Annotated in this window: 23 protein-coding genes; 7 read left to right on the top strand and 16 right to left on the bottom strand. The window is 53.6% G+C overall.

Annotated elements, in window-relative coordinates; translation table 11 throughout:
* Positions 1 to 224: 224 nt before the first annotated feature.
* On the bottom strand, positions 225 to 602 hold the full coding sequence (locus O0S10_RS08995) for a carboxymuconolactone decarboxylase family protein (protein ID WP_268925546.1): 378 nt from the start codon (positions 600 to 602) through the stop codon (positions 225 to 227).
* 116 nt (positions 603 to 718) lie between these two features.
* Between O0S10_RS08995 and O0S10_RS08990 the strand changes: the two genes are divergently transcribed.
* A complete protein-coding gene (locus O0S10_RS08990; protein ID WP_268925545.1) occupies positions 719 to 1,327 on the top strand; it encodes a flavodoxin family protein in 609 nt (202 codons plus the stop codon).
* Between the two features lie 105 nt (positions 1,328 to 1,432).
* Here O0S10_RS08990 and uppS read toward each other — a convergent pair whose 3' ends face one another.
* The 12 genes from uppS to nifH form a co-directional block, all read right to left on the bottom strand.
* The gene (uppS, locus tag O0S10_RS08985; protein ID WP_268925544.1) at positions 1,433 to 2,197 is read right to left on the bottom strand and encodes a polyprenyl diphosphate synthase; all 765 of its coding nucleotides are present in this window, start codon (positions 2,195 to 2,197) and stop codon (positions 1,433 to 1,435) included.
* Positions 2,194 to 3,204, bottom strand: a complete 1,011-nt coding sequence (locus tag O0S10_RS08980) for a radical SAM protein (RefSeq protein ID WP_268925543.1) — start codon at positions 3,202 to 3,204, stop codon at positions 2,194 to 2,196. Before O0S10_RS08980 ends, uppS begins: the two co-directional genes overlap by 4 nt.
* Positions 3,205 to 3,206: 2 nt before the next feature.
* Positions 3,207 to 4,712, bottom strand: coding sequence for a lysine--tRNA ligase (gene lysS, locus O0S10_RS08975; RefSeq protein WP_268925542.1), 1,506 nt, complete (start codon positions 4,710 to 4,712; stop codon positions 3,207 to 3,209).
* A gap of 138 nt (positions 4,713 to 4,850) precedes the next feature.
* Positions 4,851 to 5,489, bottom strand: coding sequence for a Fe-only nitrogenase accessory AnfO family protein (locus O0S10_RS08970; RefSeq protein WP_268925541.1), 639 nt, complete (start codon positions 5,487 to 5,489; stop codon positions 4,851 to 4,853).
* A 14-nt stretch (positions 5,490 to 5,503) separates the two neighbouring features.
* Entirely contained in the window at positions 5,504 to 5,812 is a 309-nt protein-coding gene (locus O0S10_RS08965; protein ID WP_268925540.1) for a (2Fe-2S) ferredoxin domain-containing protein, read from the bottom strand.
* A 4-nt stretch (positions 5,813 to 5,816) separates the two neighbouring features.
* Positions 5,817 to 7,220 (bottom strand): nitrogenase component 1, encoded by a 1,404-nt coding sequence (locus O0S10_RS08960; RefSeq protein WP_268925539.1) that lies wholly within the window; start codon positions 7,218 to 7,220, stop codon positions 5,817 to 5,819.
* Positions 7,207 to 8,673: a nitrogenase iron-molybdenum cofactor biosynthesis protein NifE gene (gene nifE / locus O0S10_RS08955; protein WP_268925538.1), complete on the bottom strand. Its 1,467-nt coding sequence runs from the start codon at positions 8,671 to 8,673 to the stop codon at positions 7,207 to 7,209. The genes O0S10_RS08960 and nifE overlap by 14 nt, the downstream gene beginning before the upstream one ends.
* Positions 8,612 to 10,000: a nitrogenase component 1 gene (locus tag O0S10_RS08950; RefSeq protein ID WP_268925537.1), complete on the bottom strand. Its 1,389-nt coding sequence runs from the start codon at positions 9,998 to 10,000 to the stop codon at positions 8,612 to 8,614. The genes nifE and O0S10_RS08950 overlap by 62 nt, the downstream gene beginning before the upstream one ends.
* Entirely contained in the window at positions 9,993 to 11,612 is a 1,620-nt protein-coding gene (nifD, locus tag O0S10_RS08945; RefSeq protein WP_268925536.1) for a nitrogenase molybdenum-iron protein alpha chain, read from the bottom strand. Before nifD ends, O0S10_RS08950 begins: the two co-directional genes overlap by 8 nt.
* A gap of 20 nt (positions 11,613 to 11,632) precedes the next feature.
* Entirely contained in the window at positions 11,633 to 12,052 is a 420-nt protein-coding gene (locus tag O0S10_RS08940; RefSeq protein WP_268925535.1) for a P-II family nitrogen regulator, read from the bottom strand.
* Between the two features lie 10 nt (positions 12,053 to 12,062).
* Positions 12,063 to 12,389, bottom strand: a complete 327-nt coding sequence (locus O0S10_RS08935; RefSeq protein ID WP_268925534.1) for a P-II family nitrogen regulator — start codon at positions 12,387 to 12,389, stop codon at positions 12,063 to 12,065.
* 16 nt (positions 12,390 to 12,405) lie between these two features.
* A complete protein-coding gene (nifH, locus tag O0S10_RS08930; protein ID WP_268925533.1) occupies positions 12,406 to 13,224 on the bottom strand; it encodes a nitrogenase iron protein in 819 nt (272 codons plus the stop codon).
* A gap of 568 nt (positions 13,225 to 13,792) precedes the next feature.
* Between nifH and O0S10_RS08925 the strand changes: the two genes are divergently transcribed.
* Positions 13,793 to 14,911 (top strand): homocitrate synthase/isopropylmalate synthase family protein, encoded by a 1,119-nt coding sequence (locus tag O0S10_RS08925; protein WP_268925532.1) that lies wholly within the window; start codon positions 13,793 to 13,795, stop codon positions 14,909 to 14,911.
* Positions 14,912 to 14,937: 26 nt separating this feature from the next.
* Positions 14,938 to 15,405, top strand: a complete 468-nt coding sequence (locus O0S10_RS08920; protein ID WP_268925531.1) for a methylated-DNA--[protein]-cysteine S-methyltransferase — start codon at positions 14,938 to 14,940, stop codon at positions 15,403 to 15,405.
* A gap of 8 nt (positions 15,406 to 15,413) precedes the next feature.
* Here the strand turns inward: O0S10_RS08920 and cofH are convergent, their stop codons facing one another.
* The 3 genes from cofH to tsaA are packed head-to-tail and all read right to left on the bottom strand — an operon-like array spanning position 15,414 to position 17,721.
* Entirely contained in the window at positions 15,414 to 16,526 is a 1,113-nt protein-coding gene (gene cofH / locus O0S10_RS08915; protein ID WP_268925530.1) for a 5-amino-6-(D-ribitylamino)uracil--L-tyrosine 4-hydroxyphenyl transferase CofH, read from the bottom strand.
* On the bottom strand, positions 16,523 to 17,242 hold the full coding sequence (locus O0S10_RS08910) for a signal peptidase I (protein WP_268925529.1): 720 nt from the start codon (positions 17,240 to 17,242) through the stop codon (positions 16,523 to 16,525). Before O0S10_RS08910 ends, cofH begins: the two co-directional genes overlap by 4 nt.
* A 53-nt stretch (positions 17,243 to 17,295) precedes the next feature.
* Positions 17,296 to 17,721: a tRNA (N6-threonylcarbamoyladenosine(37)-N6)-methyltransferase TrmO gene (gene tsaA, locus O0S10_RS08905; protein ID WP_268925528.1), complete on the bottom strand. Its 426-nt coding sequence runs from the start codon at positions 17,719 to 17,721 to the stop codon at positions 17,296 to 17,298.
* 116 nt (positions 17,722 to 17,837) lie between these two features.
* Between tsaA and O0S10_RS08900 the strand changes: the two genes are divergently transcribed.
* The 4 genes from O0S10_RS08900 to O0S10_RS08885 are packed head-to-tail and all read left to right on the top strand — an operon-like array spanning position 17,838 to position 20,750.
* Positions 17,838 to 18,335 (top strand): RNA-binding protein, encoded by a 498-nt coding sequence (locus O0S10_RS08900; RefSeq protein WP_268925527.1) that lies wholly within the window; start codon positions 17,838 to 17,840, stop codon positions 18,333 to 18,335.
* 51 nt (positions 18,336 to 18,386) lie between these two features.
* On the top strand, positions 18,387 to 18,761 hold the full coding sequence (locus O0S10_RS08895; RefSeq protein ID WP_268922039.1) for a cell division protein SepF: 375 nt from the start codon (positions 18,387 to 18,389) through the stop codon (positions 18,759 to 18,761).
* Positions 18,762 to 18,766: 5 nt separating this feature from the next.
* A complete protein-coding gene (locus O0S10_RS08890; RefSeq protein WP_268925526.1) occupies positions 18,767 to 19,321 on the top strand; it encodes a ZPR1 zinc finger domain-containing protein in 555 nt (184 codons plus the stop codon).
* 16 nt (positions 19,322 to 19,337) lie between these two features.
* Positions 19,338 to 20,750 (top strand): small ribosomal subunit Rsm22 family protein, encoded by a 1,413-nt coding sequence (locus O0S10_RS08885; RefSeq protein ID WP_268925525.1) that lies wholly within the window; start codon positions 19,338 to 19,340, stop codon positions 20,748 to 20,750.
* Positions 20,751 to 20,791: the final 41 nt, after the last annotated feature.

Raw genomic sequence — 20,791 nt, 5'->3', positions numbered from 1 at the left:
GGTATTCTGTGTTTTTTTCCGTGGAATTCCGTTCGGTCTGTGTTTTCCGTGGTTACTCCAAGTAAAACCACCGCAAAAGCCTCCCAAACACCGCTTCACCCGTGGTTACTCCAAGTAAAACCACACACAGAAAAGCCCCCGAAAAACCACATCACACAGGGACATCCAAAAACCACCGCGAAAAACTCCCGCAAAAATCCCCCAGTATCCGGAGAAAAAAAGATTTATTTAAAAATCTCTGCTGCTTCCGTCTTACCGTACACATAGGACGGCATACCGGCGAGCATAAACGCAACACGAAGTGCCTCGTCAACCTCTTCCATAGTAACACCGAGCTTCTTTGCTCCCTGCATCTGTGCATGCAGAGCATGATCATCGCGCATTGCCGCCGCAATTGCAATTGCCATCAGCTTCTTCTGTTTACGGGAAAGCGCCCCGTCCGACCAGATGTAGTTATCAAGCTTAAGAACCGCCTCATGCATCGCGGGATCGGACTCGGCAAGATCGCGGAAAAAAACCGGAACATGGCCGATGTTTTTCTCAAGTTCTTTCATACCGCCGGTTTCATGGTGGCAGCCGCAGGTGTGATTCTTTTCTGTCATGGATAACATCACTGATCCATATATCCGCCGGTTCCGCTATTAGTCTTTTAGGTACTGGCAAAATATACCCGTCCCGACCTGACTTATTATATGGTTCAAACGCATAAATGCAGATAATGACAAAGAACGTGCTGGCACTGTTCGGGAGCAATATTCTTGGGGGGAACACCGACAAACTCCTGACACAGGCAATCAAAGGAGTTGAAGACGCCGGTTGCACCGTTGATCGGATCAACGTAGCCCACCTGCATGCCGGACCCTGCAACCAGACCTACTCCTGCATGATTGAACCGACCTGTGCAATCGAAGACGACATGCAGACCGCCTACCGCAAAATCAAACAGGCCGACGGCCTCATCATCGCAACCCCCGTAATGACCTACGGCATCCCCGGCGCATTGAAATCATTCATGGATCGCTGCCAGCCGTTCTACATGGCGAAATACTATCGCAAACAGCCGTTCATCACCCCCGAACACGCAAAAATCCGCCGTACCCTCTTTCTGTGCATCGGGGGAATGAACGCGCCCGATATATTTACCGGCCCGGTTCTGACTGCAAAAGCATTCTGTGCAATTGTAGACGCAAAGTACGCGGACGAACTGCTGCAAAACGACATGGACACCATCATCAACCTCGACAACAAACCCGAAATTCTTACTGCGGCATACGAAAAAGGAAAAGCACTTGGTGAACGGATTGTAAAACTGCGGGACGGAAAATAACCCCCTCCTATTTTTCCCTCACAGCAGAAGAAAACTCAGACGAACGAGAACCATCCCGCCGCACCAAACAGAAGTATCAACGCCTGCCCTACAGAAAATCCGTGATCAAACACTCTCGCGCATCCGGCAGTCATACACCCGGAGCGCACGCAGCATATCCACATACCGGAACTCCGGCCACGTCGGCGTACAAAAACACACCGCCGCCTCATTCCCGTTTGCCATCCACGGCAGAAAATTCGAAGTCCTTCGGTCGTTCGCCGTCCGGATAATCAGATCCACCGGCGGCATCGAAATACCCGGATACATACTCTCCGTCACCAGCTCAGGTGTTATCGCATCCGCAGAAATGGATCCGTCACGAACCGCCGCCACAATTTTTTTCGCAGTTGCAACAATCTCATTGCGGCCTCCGTAAGCAAGAGCAATATGTACAAAATAGCGTGAATACTGTTTTGTTGCCGCCTCAGTCGCTGAAATCGTCTTCTTCAGATCCTCATCCAGAAGCGAACGGTCCCCGATCACCGAAACATTGATCTCATGCCGGCTCACCCGCTCATCGGTCAGAAGAGCGGAAAACTTTTCCATAAATAACTGGTGAAGTTCCTCCTTCTCCTCCTCGGGACGGCGGAAATTCTCGGTCGAAAACGCAAAAAACGTCACATGACGAATACCAAGCTCGCCCATCCAGTCAAGCACCCGCTCCGTCGTATCGGCGCCGAGTCTGTGTCCGTACCCCGTATCCTTCCCGTGAGCTCTGGCATACCGCCGGTTGCCGTCCTGAATAATTGCCACATGGTTCGGAATACGGGTGAGACTCCGTCTGAGCCTCCTCGCATACACATTCTCCGCAACCGACCGGATGCTCACTGCGGGATCACCTCAACGATCATACCGTCATTCGGATACCGCTCAATGATCTTTCGTTCGCCGCCGAACTTCCGGGGAACTTTGCGCATCTGCTGCCAGTCGAACTCAATTGTTCCGTCCGGCATCTCCTCATAATAACTGCCGGCCTTCAGACAGGAAAGGATCATCTCCAGATCATCTCCGGGATCCATCGATCCGTACATCACCGTTCCATCATCCGTAATCATATCAAACGGCCGGGCAGAGTTCCGCGCAATCCGCTTCAGCCGCTCGCGGAGCTGCACCGAATCCTTAAAAGTTGAAGTACAGTAGTGCACCTTCGGATGACCATTGATCTCACAGGCCCACTTCGTCGACCCTTTAATCGCATTGCAGAGCGGATTCTCCGGCTCAAGTTTTCTCTCCCGCATCGCATCCGCACAGGAATCTCCCCACTCCAGCTGGTTGATGTTGAGAAAATCAAGGCTGTCAAGCAGCGGGAAAAAATGTCGCAGTCCCGGCAGCGACGGAACCTCCACGCCGACGGAGAACCCCATACGTTTTGCATTCGCAATCGATGCGGGAAACGCTGAGTCCATAATAGTACTCCACTCCTCGTGCGGGGGATGCATCCGGATCTCGTCAACGCACGGAGCAAGCGCTGCCAGTTCCTCCTCGGTCGGTGCATGACCGGTGTAGAGATGAATGTGATGTTCCGGGCCGAAATGGTTCTTCAGGTACGTACAGAACTCGACCACCCGGTCGAGTTCAAGCAGCGGCTCACCTCCGGTAACACCGGTCCCCAGCGCGTCCATAACCTCTGCCTCGGGAATTGCCTCCTCGGGTCGTGTGATCCTCTCATCGTTGGCGAAGATCACATCCACATTCTTCCGCTCTTCCGAGAGCGGGCAGTACCAGCAGTCACGATCGCATCGTCCGGTGATAAAGAGGACGAGCTTCGCTCCCTGATAACAGAGCCTGCATCCCTCGCTGAGATTTTTCGGGAGTTTATCCTTTGCTTTCGCCATTGTTACGCGGTCATCTCGTTCAACCGTGCGAGCGTCGCCTCACGGCCGATAGCTTCCAGGAACCAGCCGAGGCGCGGGCCGCGGTCAGCACCAAGGAAAGCGCGGTACACCGCAGTGAACAGCTCCTTTCCGGTGATACCGGCTCCGGCTGCGGCGTCATACACAGAATTGTGCAGAACATCCGCCTTCCAGTCTCCTGCGGAGACTGCGGCGGCATAGGCGGCAACCGCCGCCTTGACGTTTGCAGGCTCTGCCGCTGCGACCTCCGGCAGTGCGGGCTGGATTGCAAACTTCACATCCTCCGGAGCATAGCGTTCGAGCCACATCTTTGCCCGGTTTGCCTGATCCAGTACCGCGCTCTCATCCACAATCTCATAACCGCTGCGTTTGAGAATGTCAAAGATGCCGTCATCAGTTTGGGCGATCTGGACAACCGTGACCATATGGCGGAACGGAATCGTGGTCTGCGGGGAGGCGATCACCGAAAGCTCGTACTCGCGGGACTCGCCGGACGCCGCGGCACGATCGTACTCATCGATTAACCGGAGCAGACCCATACCCGGATCAAACGCAATAGTCTTGTCCGGTTTGGTCTTGGCAATCATATACCGGAGCACCTCGGGCGGGACAATATCAAGCATATCGCGAATGGTTAAGACAACGCCTTTGGAGGAGTGCATCTCGCCGCGGCCCTTCAGGCTGATCCACTCATACGTTACCGGTATCGGCGCTTCATAGCCGTAGATATCTTTGGTAATGTATGTACCGGTATCGTAGGAACCTCCGGGCGACGCATGGTCTTTACCGAACGGCTCAATGGTGACCCCGTACACCGACCAGCGCATCGGCCAGTCCACACGCCAGACAAGTTTCCCTTCACCCTTGGAATAATCGGAAACTCCCTCGTGCCCACAGGAACACCGGTAGGTTACGGTGTGCTTCTCGGGATCATGGGAGAGAATAGTTGCCCGCGAAATAATCCCGCACTTCTCACAGATCGGGTAGTACGGTGTCCATCCCTCCTCGAGTTTGCGCCCGGAAATTCTCTCAAGAATCCCTTTGATCTCCTCTGCATGTTCAAGGGCTGCCCGGATCTGTTCGGTAAACATACCGGAGCGGTAGGATTCACTCGTCCGGACAATGCGCGGATGAATGTCAAGCTCCTCAATTGCCGAGAGGAAGGGTTCAAGGAAATGTTCGGCATAGCTTTTGTGCTTGCCGCAGGGACAGGGGATGTCCGAGACCGGCCAGCCGATATATTTCTGGTATGAATCGGGGAGGAACGGATAGACTTTGCGGAGGGGATCGAAATCGTCTGCAACATAGACGAGTTCTGCATCAACACCGCGGCTCTTCAGTGCCTTATAGATCATATCGCCGGTCATGACCTCACGCATGTTTCCGAGGTGAATCGGTCCCGACGGGGTGATTCCTGTGGCAATGAGCTGGTGTCTGTCGGCCGGAACGCGGGAAGCCTTGGCGTCGGCCCAGTGAATTTTTTCGTTCACGCTTTTGTACTCCTCTAAATGTATAATTAATATGTATGTGCTTTCAGTTGAAATATATCTCCTGATTGTCCGTGTTATGAATCAGGACGGAAAAGAAAAAAAAGTGTGCCGGAGTTCACCTGCCGGAACCGGGGAAAATCAGAGTCCGCCGGCACAGGTCTTTCTGGTCAGATACAGGCGGAACTTTGACAACCCCGCTGAAACAGATTCCAGGCGGGAATCAAACCGCCCCCCGGCAAGTTCGCCTTCCAGCCAGGGAGGGACATGGCAGCAGTCGATCCGCAGCTCATAGAAGGTTCCGGCCGAAAGTATCGGCATGAGGACCTGTTTCGATGTGACCGTCCCGTTCTGCCGCTGAATCTCGGTTAAGGATACCTGATAGATACCATCTCCGAGATCGGTGATGAAGTTCTCTTTCGGTTCCGGGGTCTTGGACTGGTCCATATCCGCTTCATCTTTGGAAAGGATGTCATCGAGACTGAACAGGTCTGCATCCGGAGACTCCCACAGATGAATGCCGCATCTCTCCAGATGATATGCCGCAGCCCCGATAAACGATGATGCAACCAGAATCCGGCAGCCGCCAAGCAGTTCCATGACCCGGGCTACCGCTCTCCTGAGATCCGCAACAGCACCAATGTCTCCGATCGATATCGGCAGCACACCTGCAACCTCCCAGATACCCTGTTCGCGCCGGTACTTTGTGATCTGTGTTGTTGCAGCGAGTGCCGCAACCGCTCCTGCACCATTCTCACAGACTGCAATCTCTTTTGCCATTGTGTCCCCCTCCTTTAACCTATTACCAGATGTTCCACAACAGTACCGTCAAGAACCGCGGAGATGATCTCCTCTGCGTCGTCAGGTGTGACCCCGCCGTACCAGACATTCTCCGGATACACGATCACAATCGGTCCCTGATCGCACAGATTTAGACAACCTGTCGCCGAAACCATGATCTCATCAGAGACACCGTGTTCCTCAACTGCTTCTGTGAGCATCTGGACAATATTTCCGGCATCCTTACCCTGACAGAATCCTTTCTGCTGGCCGGTCAGTCGGAAACTTGCACAGACGAATACATGATGTTTGGGTTTTTCCATGATATTACCTCCGGGAAGACGGAAAATACTGATCGTACATCCTCTTCCGGTAACTACGGTATTTTCTCTCAAGCAGGGTGTTCACACAGGTATCCAGCAGCCGGTTTGTTCCTGAATACAGGACCGAACAGATCCGCTGCCCGCCGATACGGTCGTGAATCGGAAAGCCCAGCCGGACAAGGGGAATCCCCGAATGTTCCTCCAGATACTTCCCGTCGGAGTGACCGAGGGCGATGTTCGACCCCGCGGTCTCACTTTCCCGGCGGACGGTGGCAAAGTCGGTATCACAGAGAACCGTGACCGGCTCAAGACTCCCGTCCGCGAGTGCGGTGACTGCCTCTTTCCAGTGTTTGCTGCGGCTGTCGGACGCAATGACCCGCGGATACATCCCGATCTCAATCGTAAATCCGGCGAGCGCGTACACTAAATCTGCATCGCCGAACAGAGTACTGCGTCCGGCAAACGCATGTTTGTGACCGTCGATCATTGCATCCATCAGCCGGCCGCGTTCGGCGAACGTTTCTGCCGTCATGGATTTGCCGGTGATCGTTTTCAGCAGGGCAAAGAAGTTGTCCGTCTGCGCAAGTCCGATTGGGGAAGCAATGCGGTGATACGGAACGCCGAACGTATCCTTCAGATACGTTCCGGGGAATTTCTTCTCCTCCCCCGGGGCGCCAAACTCGATCGTCGCTTTCGCCCCGCTCATTTTCCGAATTTCCGCAACCGGCGTTCCGCCGGTCGGCATTTTCGTGTACGTCGTTTTGTAGGGACGATCCATCGTCTCACTGATATCGGGAAAAATCGTGAAGGAGACACCCATAGCAGTCAGCGTCTGTTTCATCGCCCGGACATCCGCAGGGGAAAACGTAATCGGAACGATGATGTTCACGCCGTCATGCGGGGCCGCAGGCCTGGTAATCTGCTCCACTACAGAGCGCAGGGTGTACCAGTAGCCGTCACCATGACTCCCTCCGTATCCCGGCGTAGATGAGGTGATAAACATCTCCCGCGAAACCCCGCGTTCACGACAGTACTCTTCCACAATGCGGTGTACATCCTCACCGGTCGTTTCGGCAAGACAGGTGGTCAGAACACCGATGACTGCCGGGTTGTAGACTTTTCGTATGTTGTCGATTGCCGTCTTCAGCTGCGACGACCCGCCGTAGATCGTCCCCTTCTCGTTCAGCGACGAAGAACCGACATCCACCGGCTCATCGAAGTGCTCGGCAATATGCCGGCGCATATACGTACTGCATCCCTGGGATCCGTGGAGGATAACCATTGCCCCTTCAACTCCTTTCAGCGCAATAATTCCCCCCATCGGCATGCACATATTGCAGGGATTTTCTGCTATCGATCGGGACTGCATCGTCCCGCTCTGCTGGGTAACTGGTTCAGAGATCTCCACGACTAACACCTCCTTTCACTGCGCTCCAGACCGGGGAACATACCGTCGTATAAACTTCGCGGGCGAAGTTCACCGCACCATCGAATCCTGCAAGCGGATGTTTGCGGTCATGATTATGATCCACAAAGGCGATACCGAGTTTGTAGGCAAGCGGCCGCTCCTTCACTCCGCCGACAAGGAGATCAGCTCCCTGAGTGAGCATGAATTTCTCCAGCTCTGCGGGATTTGCATCATCGAGGATGATCGTCCCGTCACAGGCGATGTCACCAATGATCTCGTAATCCTCGCGGCGACCGGTCTGCGTCCCGACCATCACCACCTCCATCCCGATCTCCCGGAACTGGCGGATAAGGGAGATTGCCTTAAACCCGCCGCCCACATACACTGCTGCCTTCTTTCCGGCGAGTGCTGTGCGGTACTGTGCAATCTCCGGCGTTACGCGGTGCAGCTCTGTTGCGATGACCTCCTCGGTCTTCCGGATGATCGCGGATTCATCAAAGAACCTGGCGATTTTTCTGAGCGATTCGGCGGTATCCTCCACTCCGAGGAAGGACACCTGCAAAAAGGGGATACGATAAGCATCCTCCAGTTTCTGGGCAAGGTAGAACATCGATCCCGCGCACTGGATGATATTGAGATCTGCGGTTGCAGCGCGGCGAATCTCTTCGTACCGCGAATCCCCCGTAAAGACTACGTTCACATCAACGCCCATCTTTTTCAGATAGGATTTCACAATCCATGCCTCCCCCGCGAGATTGAAATCACCGAGATAGTTGATCACCGGACGTTTGCGGAGGATCATCGTCTTCTTCGGCGGCTCGATCAGGTTGAACAGTACATCGCATGCCGTCTGATAGCCGATGGACTTGCTTCCCACAAACCCGCTGGACTGTACCGGCAGTACGGGTATGCCATACTTTTCGGCGGCAGCCTTACAGACCGCATCCAGATCATCACCGATGATACCGACCACGCAGGTCGAGTACACAAACACCACCGGCGGACGATACTTCACAATCAACTCGTCAAGAGCGGCGGCAAGTTTGGTCTCGCCGCCGAATATGATATCCCTCTCCCGCAGATCCGTCGAAAATCCTTCACGGTAAAGTGACTCCCCGCTGTTCAGACTTCCCCGGATATCCCAGGTATAGCTTGCACATCCGATCGGCCCGTGCACGAGGTGGAGAGCATCCGCTACCGGGTTTAGCACCACCCGCGCCCCGCAGTATACGCAGGCACGCTGGCTGACACAGCCGGCAACACTCTCCGCCCCGCAGCTGATGGGAAGCGTCTGATGACGCTCCCCTTTCTGGCGGACAAACTGTTCCCGTCCATTGAGTAGTAGTACATCCTCCATTCCCGCACCTCCTGTCGGCTGAATTGTTGTTCTCTTACAGTACCAGTTCAACGTCCTCGTCGGCCGCGTCGCGGTCCCGCCGGTCAAGCAGAGCATCACTGATCTGCTCAACCAGGCGGAGTGCTCCGCGGTAGCCGACAACCGGCATATAGGGATGTACCGCCCGGTCCAGAATCGGGAACCCGAACCGCACGAACGGAATGTCCTCTGCCCTGGCGATGTACTTCCCGTAGGTGTTGCCGATTAACAGATCAACCGGCTCATTTTTGATCCACTGATGCAGGGTAAACAGATCTCCTGCGGCCTTCACGTTTCCGGAAACACCTGCCTCATCAAGCATTCCCTGAATCTCCTGTTCAAACCCGCCGAGACCGCTGCCAAGAGCACCGCCCGGCGTTCCGGTCAGTACATGAACCGGCTGCATGCCGAGGCTTAAGCAGAACTCGGTCATTGCCGTAACCACATCAGGATCTCCGAAGACTGCCACTTTCTTTCCATAGAAATGGAAGTGGGTATCAGTCATCACATCAACCAGTTGTCCCCGTTCATACTCAAGACTCTCGGGAATCTCGGTTGCGAATGCTCCCCGCAGCGCCATCAGGAAATCATCGGTTGCCTTAATACCGATCGGTGTCTTGAGACTTGCAAAGGGAACATTACACTTTTTCTCAAGATTTTCTGCTGCCATCTGTGATGCAAACCTCCCCAGAGAAAGCGTAATCTTTGCATCTCCGGTCTTCTTCAGCTGGGGAATGGTTGTTCCCCCGGCAGGATACATCTCGAACTTGCCGGTCATCGGGGAATCCACAACACCGGAGGTGTCCGGGAAGAGGATCGAAGAGATTCCCATCGCCTCGGTGAGGCGTTTGATCTCTCTCATATCCGCGGGATTCACGAATCCGGGGATGATATTTGCGAAATTCTCCTTCTGAGGAACGGACGCTTCCGCAAAGTACGTCACCATTGCATTCGTCATGTTGGAAAATCCCGTGATGTGGGAGCCCTGATAACTCGGTGTATTTGCATGGAACACCACTTTTCCCTCGGGAATCTCCGACTGCCGGATGGCTGTCGGAATGTCATCACCGATCGTCTCTGAAAGGCAGGTGGTGTGAATGGCAATCACATCCGGATTGTAGATGGTGAACACGTTTTTGATAGCTGTCTTAAGGTTCGCCCCGCCACCGAAGACCGAAGCTCCTTCGGTGAAGGAACTGGTCGAAGCCATGATCGGGTCACGGAAGTGCCGGGTCAGGTGCATCCGGTGGAAGGAACAGCAGCCCTGCGAACCATGACTGTGCGGCAGACATCCGTGGATGCCGAGAGCCGCATACATTGCGCCGACCGGCTGACACGTCTTTGCCGGGTTAATCATGCCGCCGCTGTGGCGTTCGATCATCTCTTTTGGCGTGTAGTCAAGCATTCAGTTCATCTCCGTTTATGGTTGCGTTTAATAACGGCTGGTTCTTCCATGGCGGCACGATGTAGTTCCAGGTTGGTGTTGCAAAGGACATGCTGATGTCCCGGGCAAAGTTCACCGCACCGTTGAAACCTGCGTACGGACCGCTGTAATCATAGGAGTGCAGCTGTTTGGACGGAATTCCCATCTTCTGAATCACGTATTTATCCTTGATTCCGGAAGACACGATGTCAGGATGCAGAAGTCTGATGAACTCCTCGGTTTCGAAGTGGTTGAGATCATCCACGATGATCGTCCCCTCCTTCATGTCAACGATCATTCCTTTGTACTCGTCGAACGGGAATTTCTCCCTGAGTTTGGCGAGTCGCTCCGGATCGATCTTGATCTTGAAACGTTTGGTGTCGGCCTCGACATGAAGGTCGGGAATGTTTTTGGAGTCGGCATCCTTCTTGATCGAAGGAATTACCTCCCGTCCTTCATAGTCGTCACGGTGGGCGAACTCGTATCCGGCAAGAACCGTTTCGACTCCGATCTCGGCGAACAATCCCTGATAGTGGTGACCACGTGACCCTCCGACGAAACAGAACGCGGTCTTTCCTTCACAGACTTTTCGGTACTGATCGATAACCGGCTGAATTCTTGCGGTTTCCCGTGCGATGACGTCTTCGGTCTTCTGCATCAGGTCTTTGTCCCCGAAGTAGGCGGCCATTGCACGCAGCGAGTCACAGGTGGATTTGATGCCGACAAAGTTGACCTTCAGCCAGGGTGTGCCGTATTTGATCTCCAGCATCTCTGCGATGTAGTTGATCGAACGGTGGCACTGCACGAGGTTGAGGTCTGCGGTGTGGGCGAGACGCAGGTCTTCGTAGGAACCGTCTCCCGTCATCACGCAGACCACATGGTAACCGATGTCCTTTAAGATACGTTCGACCTCCCAGCCGTCGCCGCCGATGTTGTACTCCCCGAGCAGATTGACTGCATACGGCTCGTCACATTTTTCCACCTCGGTGTTGCCGATGACTTTGTCCATCAGCAGATTGTTGGCAATATGGTGACCGGCAGACTGACTGACACCCTTGTATCCTTCACACTGGAAGGCAAGCACCTGAATGCCGTGGCGTTCCTCCGCTGCACGGGCGACTGCACTGATATCATCACCGATTAAACCGACCGGACAGGTTGCCGCAATGGAGATTGCATTCGGGTGGAAAATTTCCACCGTTTCATCGATCAGTTTTGCGAGTTTCTTTTCTCCGCCAAAGACGATGTCGGACTCCTGCATATCAGTACTGAAACAGTAGTTGACGTAGTTTTTGCCGTCCTCTCCTGCTCTCGCCTTGTTTCTCCGGGCTCCCCAGGTGTAGAAAGCACATCCCACCGGACCATGGACGATGTGCACCATATCCTTGATGGGTCCCACTACCACACCTTTGCATCCGGCAAAGGCGCATCCGCGGTTCGTAATGATGCCCGGCAGTGTCCGCGTGTTTGCTTCAATCTGCTGTGCCGCATTCGTATCCGGTTCTTTAAGCACAATATGGCGTCTGCGGTTGACCCGGACTTTTTCCGGATATACTTCGAGTATCTCTCCTAACTTCTCTTCCGTTATCGCCATGGTTTTTTCCCCTCCCGGTTTCAGAGTGCTGCTGAGCCGGTCTCTCCTGTCCGCACGCGGACAGCATTCTCCAGTGGCAGGACAAAGATTTTTCCGTCTCCCATCTTGTAACTGGTCTTGTTCACGTCGATGATTGCTTTGACGATTTTGCCAACCTCATCGTCTTCACAGACGATCTGAAACATTCTGCGGGCGAAGAGCCTCGAATCGTCGAGAAATCCCTCGACCAGAGTCTCCACGTCCTGTATGTTATCGGTGTCGTCGAACTGTCCTTTTGCCATGAGATCATTTTTCAGGCCCGCAAGACTTTCCCGGTCCGTGACCAGTTTGCCGCGGCCTTCCACTTTCATGGCAATGAAACCTGCTGCCCCTGCATTAAGGAGGGAACGTTTGGTTACATTGGTTTTATTCATGCGGACAAAGGCTAAGATCTCTTTCATGTGCTTCACCTCACAGTCCCGGTTTTCCTGAGGAGACGGTGTAGGCTTCGTCAATTGTGCTGACAAAGATTTTTCCGTCACCGTATGCTCCCTTTTCTCCGGTCTTTGCGTGGCGGAGAATGACATCGATCACATCGTGCTTGTCCTCCTCCCGGATAGCAATGAGGATCATAACCTTGGGGATTTCGTCATAGACGATACCCCCGAGATTGATACCTTTCTGCTTTCCGCGTCCGACGACTTCAACGACGGTTACCGCATGGAATCCTGCCCCGGCAAGTTCATAGAGAAGTTCGTCCTTCTTTTCCGGACGAACAATTGCTTTTATGAGATACATGATTTTGTCCCTCCGGTTATCCGAGAATACCGAACTCCATCATGAGTTCCTCAAGTCTGTCCTGGCACATCGGTTTTGGTATGACAAACTTCTCGTTTTTGTTGATGGCCATGGAAAGCTGGCGGTAATGATCAGCCTGATCACAGGTCGGGTCGTAGTCGATGACCGTCTTCTTGTTGATCTCTGCACGCTGGACGATGTTGTTTCTCGGAACGAAATGAATCAGCTGGGAACCGAGTTCGTTGGCGAATGCGGTCATGAGTTCCAGTTCGTTATCGACCATCCGGCTGTTACAGATGATACCGCCGAGCCGGACATCACCGGTTGTCGCGTACTTCTGAATGCCTTTGGAGATGTTGTTGGCCGCATAAAGCGCCATGAGTTCTCCGGATGCAACGATGTAGATCTCCTTTGCTTTTCCTTCCCGGATGGGCATGGCAAATCCTCCGCAAACCACATCTCCCAGAACATCGTAGAATACATAGTCGAGTTCGTCTGTGTATGCTCCAAGTGATTCGAGCAGATTGATTGAGGTAATGATTCCCCGGCCGGCACATCCCACGCCCGGCTCGGGTCCTCCGGACTCGACGCATAATGTTCCTTTGAATCCCGGTTTGAGGATGTCGTCTAAGACGATGTCATCTCCTTCATCACGCAGGGTGTCAAGAACCGTCTTCTGACAGAGACCATTTAAGAGCAGACGGGTTGAGTCTGCCTTCGGGTCACAGCCTACGACCATGACTTTTCTTCCTGCTTCGGCAAGTGCTGCTACCGTATTTTGTGTGGTTGTCGATTTCCCGATACCGCCTTTTCCGTAAATTGCGACCTGGCGCATTGTTTCACGTTCCTCTGAATTTTTGGAGAGCGTATGCTCTTTACTTCATTTTCCCTGTCGTGTGTTCGAGAGCTTGCGCTCTTTTTACGCGACAACCATACAATAAGCACAGGATGCTGAATCTGTCCCTGACAACATCCGATTAGGAGATGTTCTCAGCAACGTTTCAGTCCTGCCGCCGGCATGCTGCCGACGTTGGAGTTTGTCATGTGCGAGATCACCTGAAATGCACAAAATACTTCCTGAAAATCCCACGCCCGGATAGAAAAAGATGTCCCCTGAATCCTATGATCCAGTTGAGATATCCCCCGGTTACTGGAATCACAGCGATTTTGTGTATAGGTAACTCTGTTATTTCTGGTATATCAAGTACTATGCAGTATGACAACATGTGTCACGGTTATTTTATATACGGATTCCCGGCAGGGGTCGAGCGCGCTGTGATCCTGTGGAATACATTCGCAAAAGAGAACTGCCAAAATAGTACTCCGCGTAAAAAAAAACGAATTATCCGACACAACCTGAAATAGTTTGAACACCGAATTATCAGAAACAAGGACAAATTCCCATGAAAGAATGGAACGTAGAGATATGCGATGTCACCCTGCGTGACGGCGAACAGACGCCCGGCGTTACTCTCTCACTCGAAGAAAAATGTACAATCGCCCGGATGCTTGATGAGGCAGGAATTGACTGCATCGAAGCCGGTTTTCCCGCAGTTTCCGCAGGTGAACTTGCTTCAGTGCATGCAGTTGCTGCTCTTGGCCTCGACGCAAAAATATCCTGTCTCTGTCGTGCCGGAGTCGCTGACATCGATGCGGCAGTTGACGCGGATGTGTCAATGGTGAACATTTTTCTCGCGGTTTCGTCTCTGCACCTGCGGTGCAAGTTTCATCAGTCCCGCGATCAGGTGATCGCCTCAGCAATGGATGCGGTAGAGTACGCAAAAGATCACGGGTTATTTGTCCGGTTTGCTGCTGAAGATGCGTCCCGCACAAACATGGAGGATCTGCTTGCAGTCTATACCGCGTCCAGAGACCGCCGTGCGGATATGATCGGGTTTTCCGACACGACCGGCTGCCTCATTCCGTCCGAGATCGCATCGGCTGTCGGAAGGATCACCCATGCCGTTGACCTGCCGCTCAGCGTGCACTGCCACAACGATCTTGGCTGTGCGGTTGCAAACACGATCACCGCCGCCGCTGTTGGAGCATTTCAGCTTCATACCTGCGTAAACGGCATCGGGGAACGTGCAGGGAATGCTGCCCTTGACGAGGTTCTCACCATTCTCCGGTGCAAAGGCGGCGTTGACCGGTACGATCTCTCCCTCATGCCAAAACTTTCCGCCGCAGTTGCTGAGGCTTCCGGGGTTGCAGTTGGAAAAAACAAACCGCTGACGGGGAGGTATGCGTTCTCCCATGAGAGCGGTATTCATATTGCAGCGATGCTTGAAGACCCGGCAACCTACGAGTATGTATCCCCCGAACTTCTCGGAAGACAGAGGAGGTTTTATCTTGGCAAACACAGCGGAAGAAAAGCGCTTGAACATGTACTCCGCCATATGGGAATTGTTGCGGACGAAGATCAGATCACCGATATTCTTGCAGAGATCAAATACCGAAGCGAACAGAAATGTTCCGTCACCTTCCCGGTTTTGCGGGAATTGATCGAACGGCGGCATCTTTAAGCAGAAACAAAGAATACTCTTCTGTCATGCGCTACATGTTTTACTATCAGACACCGATCGGCAACATCGGAATAGCTGAAGAAAACGGTGCAGTAACCAATCTCTGGTTTCCGGGATTTCCGCCGCCGGTTGTTGCAGATCTGTGGGAAACACCGGTTCTCAAACGTGCCGGAAAACAACTGACCGGCTACTTCGCCGGCGGCAGGCATCCGTTTACCATCCCTCTTGCGCCGGAAGGGACAGCATTCATGCAGGAGGTATGGGCACAGCTTCAGAAAATTCCGTATGGAGAAACCCGCACATATCAGGAGATTGCAGTTGCCATCGGCAAAAAGAACGGGGCCCGTGCGGTGGGCATGGCAAACAACAAAAATCCGATCCCGATCCTCATCCCCTGTCACCGTGTCATCGGAAGAAACGGAAAACTCACCGGTTATCGCGGAGGACTTGCCGTAAAAGAAAAACTCCTCAGATGCGAAGGTGTCCTTCGGTAAAAAAAGAATTATTCCAGAATATTGTACAGCGTATCGCGGCGGGCAAGTTTTCTGCCCATGTCTGCACAAAGGTACTGCATATCCTTTGGATCGAAGAAGTCCGCCTCCTCTCCGGCACCCGCGGTCCGCGACAGAGAATCCACAAACATGGTTCCGCCGACATCATTTCCGCCGGACATCAGACCGAGCTGCGTCATTTTTTGACCGATCTTCGACCACGGCACCTGAATGTTTTTCATGTTGTCCAGAAACAGCCGGGACACCGCCGTCAGCAGAATATCCTCGCGGCCGGTTGACCCGTAGGTAACCTTCCCGTCTGCCTCAAGCGGAGTATTGTGATGCAGAAACGCGAGCGGTACAAGTTCCGTGAACACCTGCGTCTCATCCTGCACGTCGCGAAGAATTGATAGATGGTGGGCACGCTCTTCGGGAGTCTCCACCGATCCGTACATGATCGTCGAGGTTGCCTTGAAACCAACCTCATGTGCCTCGCGAATAATTCTCACCCACTCCTCGGCAGGAATCTTCTTTTCACAGATAACTTTCCGGACAGAATCCACTAATATCTCCGCAGCCGTTCCCTGCACCGATCCAAGTCCCGCCTCCTTCAGACGCATCAGCGTCTCCTTTGTCGTAAGACCGCTTTTGTACGCTGCAAATGCAATCTCATCCGGACTGCACCCGTGCACATGAACACCCGGAATCTCTTCCCGGAGTGTCTGGATCATCTTCTCATAGTTTTCAATCGTGAACCCGGGATGAACGCCCGCCAGATAGCATACCTCGGTAACCTCCCTCTTTGCCGCATCGCGTGCACGTTCGCGGAACTCCTCATCCGTGAAGCAGAATGCATCAGGATCGGTCGGCTTTCGTCCGAACGCACACAGACCGCAGCGGTTCTTACAGATGTTGGTCATGTGCAGATTCATGTTCCGGACATAGGTGACGGTGTCTCCCACAACCTCCTCGCGGCGTTCATCGGCAGCCGCCGCAACTTTCCAGATGTCGCGGCCGGTCAGCCGGAACAGGGCTGCGGCCTCCGTCTCGCTCATGCGTGATCCGGCCATCGCATCGTCAAGGATTCTGCACAGCTCTGCGTGATTCAGTCTTGGTGTAGTCATTTTCGTCCACCTTTTTTCTGAGGCTTCTTGATTGCTTCTCTATCTTTTTCTTTCTTGCGGCTGTAGAGTTCCCAGAGGATCAGGAGAATGACAACGACTACGGCAAACTCCCAGATATGAAGCGGCAGGTAGCCGACCAGAGGAATTGCAAACAACGCCTTTCCAACGATCCACTCCTCTTTTACCGGCTGCATCACGCCGATATGGGAAAAGGTATTGCCCTGATCAATGGTCGGGTTGTGATCCCCTTTGGTGATGTATCCGGCATGCGCTGCATCGCCGGTAAAGCCCATCTCCGCCGCGACTGAGGCATTGATCTCCGTGAGCGCCCGATGAATGATCGGTGTCACCTTTGCATTGCCGTTCGGCTGGTAGATGATCACATCCCCGTAGCCGTTAAAGGATTTCACTCCGGCTGCCTCCGCCTCTACCGAGGTCATGAGCGGACCGAACCGGTTCTCCTCTACCACAAAGATCAGATCACCGACGTTCATGTTCGGCACCATGCTTCCCGACTCAACCGCAACGATCGCCGGCCAGGTTCCCGACACACCGAACAGCACGCCGCCGATCACCGCAACGATGATAACGACCGAAAGAATATCGCGGATAAGACTGATCTTTGGATCATCCGATCTCAGTTTCCTGAGAAGAGAAGACGTTTGCACCTCGTCCGGGTTTGCATCGCTTCCTGCTTTACTGGTCGCCTTTGACATAATGCTGTATCTAACTAAGTCATCACCGGTATAGAAGTTTCCCGTGGCATCCCCTACGTCTCACGCGGGGTATCAATTCCTTCCGAGTAGGGCTTGATATCCAGAACCGGTGTGTTGTCCAGCGCTTCAAGTCCTCTCACGCGGAGCGTGCCATCTGTTACCTCTACCAGTTTAACCAGCGTCAGGGCAATCGGATTCGGCCGTGCGGGAGATCGTGTGGAGAACACGCCGCGAAGAGGTTCATTCTCTGATCCCCGTCTGCGGGTTTTCAGAACGGTCCGGTCGGAACGGTCAAACCAGCAGAGAATGAAGAGATCATCCCCGGCCTTCAGTCCGTCCAGCCCTTCCTGATACTCCGGAAACACGTCGATGATGCTGACCGCATCAGTGTGGCGTCCCTGGGAAGGGGCGTCACCCCGTTCTTTGAACGGGGACCGGACGACCCCGACTGCGCGGCAGTTCATGAAATCTTCGTTCATCCTGATATCCTTTGGATTATGGAGAGATCAATCTTCTGATGTCCGGGAGACCCGGTATCTGTCGGCTCCTGAACTGAACCATTATAGTTTCCTGTAACCAACCGGATACGTACAACATGGTAGAACTCACGATCAAAAAACGCCACGCAATAAAAAAGAGCCAGCTTTCCTCTCTCATGAAAAAACTGGGTGAGAGCATCGGTGAAGATGCCGCTCTCTACGATGCCCCGATGATTGAGATTGCCGAGACCGCCTCCAAGTTCAATATCTATATCATTGACAAAAAACCGCTCATCATGGAACAGGATACCTGGGCGTTCCCGACACTCCGGGGCGCGGTCCTTCGTCCCTTCTCCGGCCGCCGGATTGTAGTGGATATGGGTGCTGTCCCCTACATGATCAACGGCGCAGATGTTATGCGGCCCGGAATTGTTTCCGTAACCGATGATGTGGTTGCGGGAAGCCCTGCTCTTGTTGTGGATGAAAGCCATGACAAACCTCTTGCCGTCGTTATTCCCCTGTATGATGCTGCGGGAATTATTGCGCTGGAGAAGGGAAAAGCCGCAAAGAATATGCACTACATCGGCGACGAGCTCTGGAATCTTGAACTCTGAGCCGCGATCATACCAAAGCATTAAATAAACAACAAATAAACTATTTTTCATATGGGATTTCTCGACGGAGTTTTCGGATCAAAGAAGGACACCCTTACTGAAGATGAATACATGAAGCTTGACCTCGCCTCCTATGAGGGCGTCGCAGGTGCCGAGGAACCGGCAGTCATGTACGTAAAAGTTGCAAGCATTGCCGACATCAAGGACTGTCCGCGTGTCAAGGACGAGGTCTATAATAACAATATTGTCATCGTCGACATCACCAAGCTCAAACTCGACAAGATCATGTTTGACCGTGTGATGGGCGATCTCCGGGCTGTTTCCAAGGATGTGAACGGCGACATTATTGGTCTTGGCGACCAGCGGTACGTCATCATTACGCCGACAGGTGTCCGCATCTCCCGCGAGAAGATTGGGGGCATGTAACCTTAATGCGTCAGGTTGTTCCGGGGCCCTGCCCTGACTGCGGCAAAGAGATCGATTATATTTACGATACGGAAAATATTCCTTATTTCTCCGATATTCTTCTGCTGAGCGGTGTGTGTCCGGACTGTGGATTCCGCATCACGGACACGATGGTCTTAAACGATCACGAACCGTGCCGCTGGGAACTGAAGGTGGAAACTCCCGAGGATCTGGATGCCCGCGTGATCCGCAGCATGCAGGGCGAGATTGATATTCCGGAGTTCGGGGTAAATATTCACCCCGGGCCTGCATGCAGCGGGTTTGTGTCCAATATTGAAGGTGTGCTGATGCGTGCCGAGGATGCGATCCGCCGCGCTCTTCCTTCCTGTGAAGGGGATGAGATAGCCACCGCAAACGAACTGCTGGAGAAGATCGGGCAGGCACGTGTATCGGAACTTCCCTTTACGGTGATCATTTCCGATCCGTCCGGGAACTCCGGGATAGTATCGCCGAAAGCGGTGAAAACAAAGCTTGATGTGGAGCCGCAGCCGGACGGATGTACGATTCATCCTCTGGTATAATCTGTTTTTGTATATTATGGACTCTGTAGCAAAGCGGCACGCCCTGACGGATGGTGAGGAGGCGCGTCTGCAAAAACTGATCGAAGCCCGATCCTCTGACCCGCGGCTTGATTCCCTGACGCTTTCCTATATCGAGAAAGTTTCCGGGAAGAAATGGAAGGACGAGAGTGTTCTGGAAAAGATCCGGCTTGCGATCACGGCACAGAAGGATTCCTACTGGAAAGAAGGCGGGCACCGTGTGGTGCAGTACAAGGGCGGCTACAGTGTGCTCGGCTACATGGCGTACCAGATGCCCGGATATGTTGCGGAGTTTTCGGAGTTTTTTATCCGGCTTCTTCGCGAGGGACTGATCCGGGATCATGTCCGCATTCTGGATGTGGGTTCCGGTCCCGGAACGGTTGCGGTTGCGGTCGCCCGCGTGCTGGAACTGTGCGACGGAGTCACGGCGGAAATTATCTCGCTGGAACGTTCCGAGGTGTTCCGCGAAGCGTACCAGACGATCGTGCCGGCATTTGTCAAAGCCGCAGGTGATCGCATCACTGTGCCGCGACCGATCGCCGCCGACATCACGGAAACAATGCCGGACGGCGAGTTCGATCTGATCGTCTGCTCAAATGTGATAAATGAGCTGGCAGTTTATGGTGATGCGAAAACCGATCTGATGATGCGGCTTTCGGCGCATCTTGCACCGGACGGAAACCTGATTCTGCTTGAACCTGCGGATCTTGCGAACGCGACAATGCTGCGGGATCTCTCCCGTGATCTGAAGCGCCGCGGCCTTACCCTGTATGCGCCGTGCAATGATATCCGGGGTGTGCATTGTATGGTCTCTCCCTGCTGGACGTTTGCGACGTATGCAGATATCCAGCCGACGAAACTGATGTTTGCGTTGGGCGGCGAGGAGGAAAAGTTCCGGTTCGTAAATACGGACGTGAAGTTTTCGTACGCGATTCTCCGCAGAGACGGTCACCGGCGCTGCGGGTATCGTGTGCCCGCGGCGGCGAAACGTGCGAGGCTTGCACAGCTGAAAAAACACGTAGGCAAACGCATTCACGTGACCGTGTCGGTGATGTCCGCCGACATCGGGGATGCGAAGAACTATCTGTATCTGGTCTGTGACGGAACGGGTGAGACGCCGGTGTACGTTGCCCTTCCTGCCCATCACCGCAATCCCGAGCACGAGGCGCTGCTGTCTGCCCCTTACGGCTCGGTTGTTGCGATCGATTCGGTTCTGGTGCGGTTCAATACAAAGCAGAACGCGTACAATCTGCTGATGGCGCCGGAAAGTTTTACGCGGCTGATTGTGGGGGTGCCGGGCCCGTCCGCTCCGGACAAGATTGCGGCGCTGAAGGAGAAGTACGGGCGGGGCAGTGCGATGAAGGGGAAGCAGCCGGTGCGCAGACGAAAACCGGACGCGAAGAAAAAATAATTTTTTTTTTTTTTGGTGACAGATTTTTTTCTGAGCGGAAA

The sequence above is a fragment of the Methanocorpusculum petauri genome, assembly GCF_026891975.1.
In the GTDB taxonomy this organism is placed as follows: domain Archaea; phylum Halobacteriota; class Methanomicrobia; order Methanomicrobiales; family Methanocorpusculaceae; genus Methanocorpusculum; species Methanocorpusculum petauri.
The sequence above is the reverse complement of the archived record's forward strand: the minus strand, read 5'-3'. Positions and strand labels throughout refer to the sequence as shown.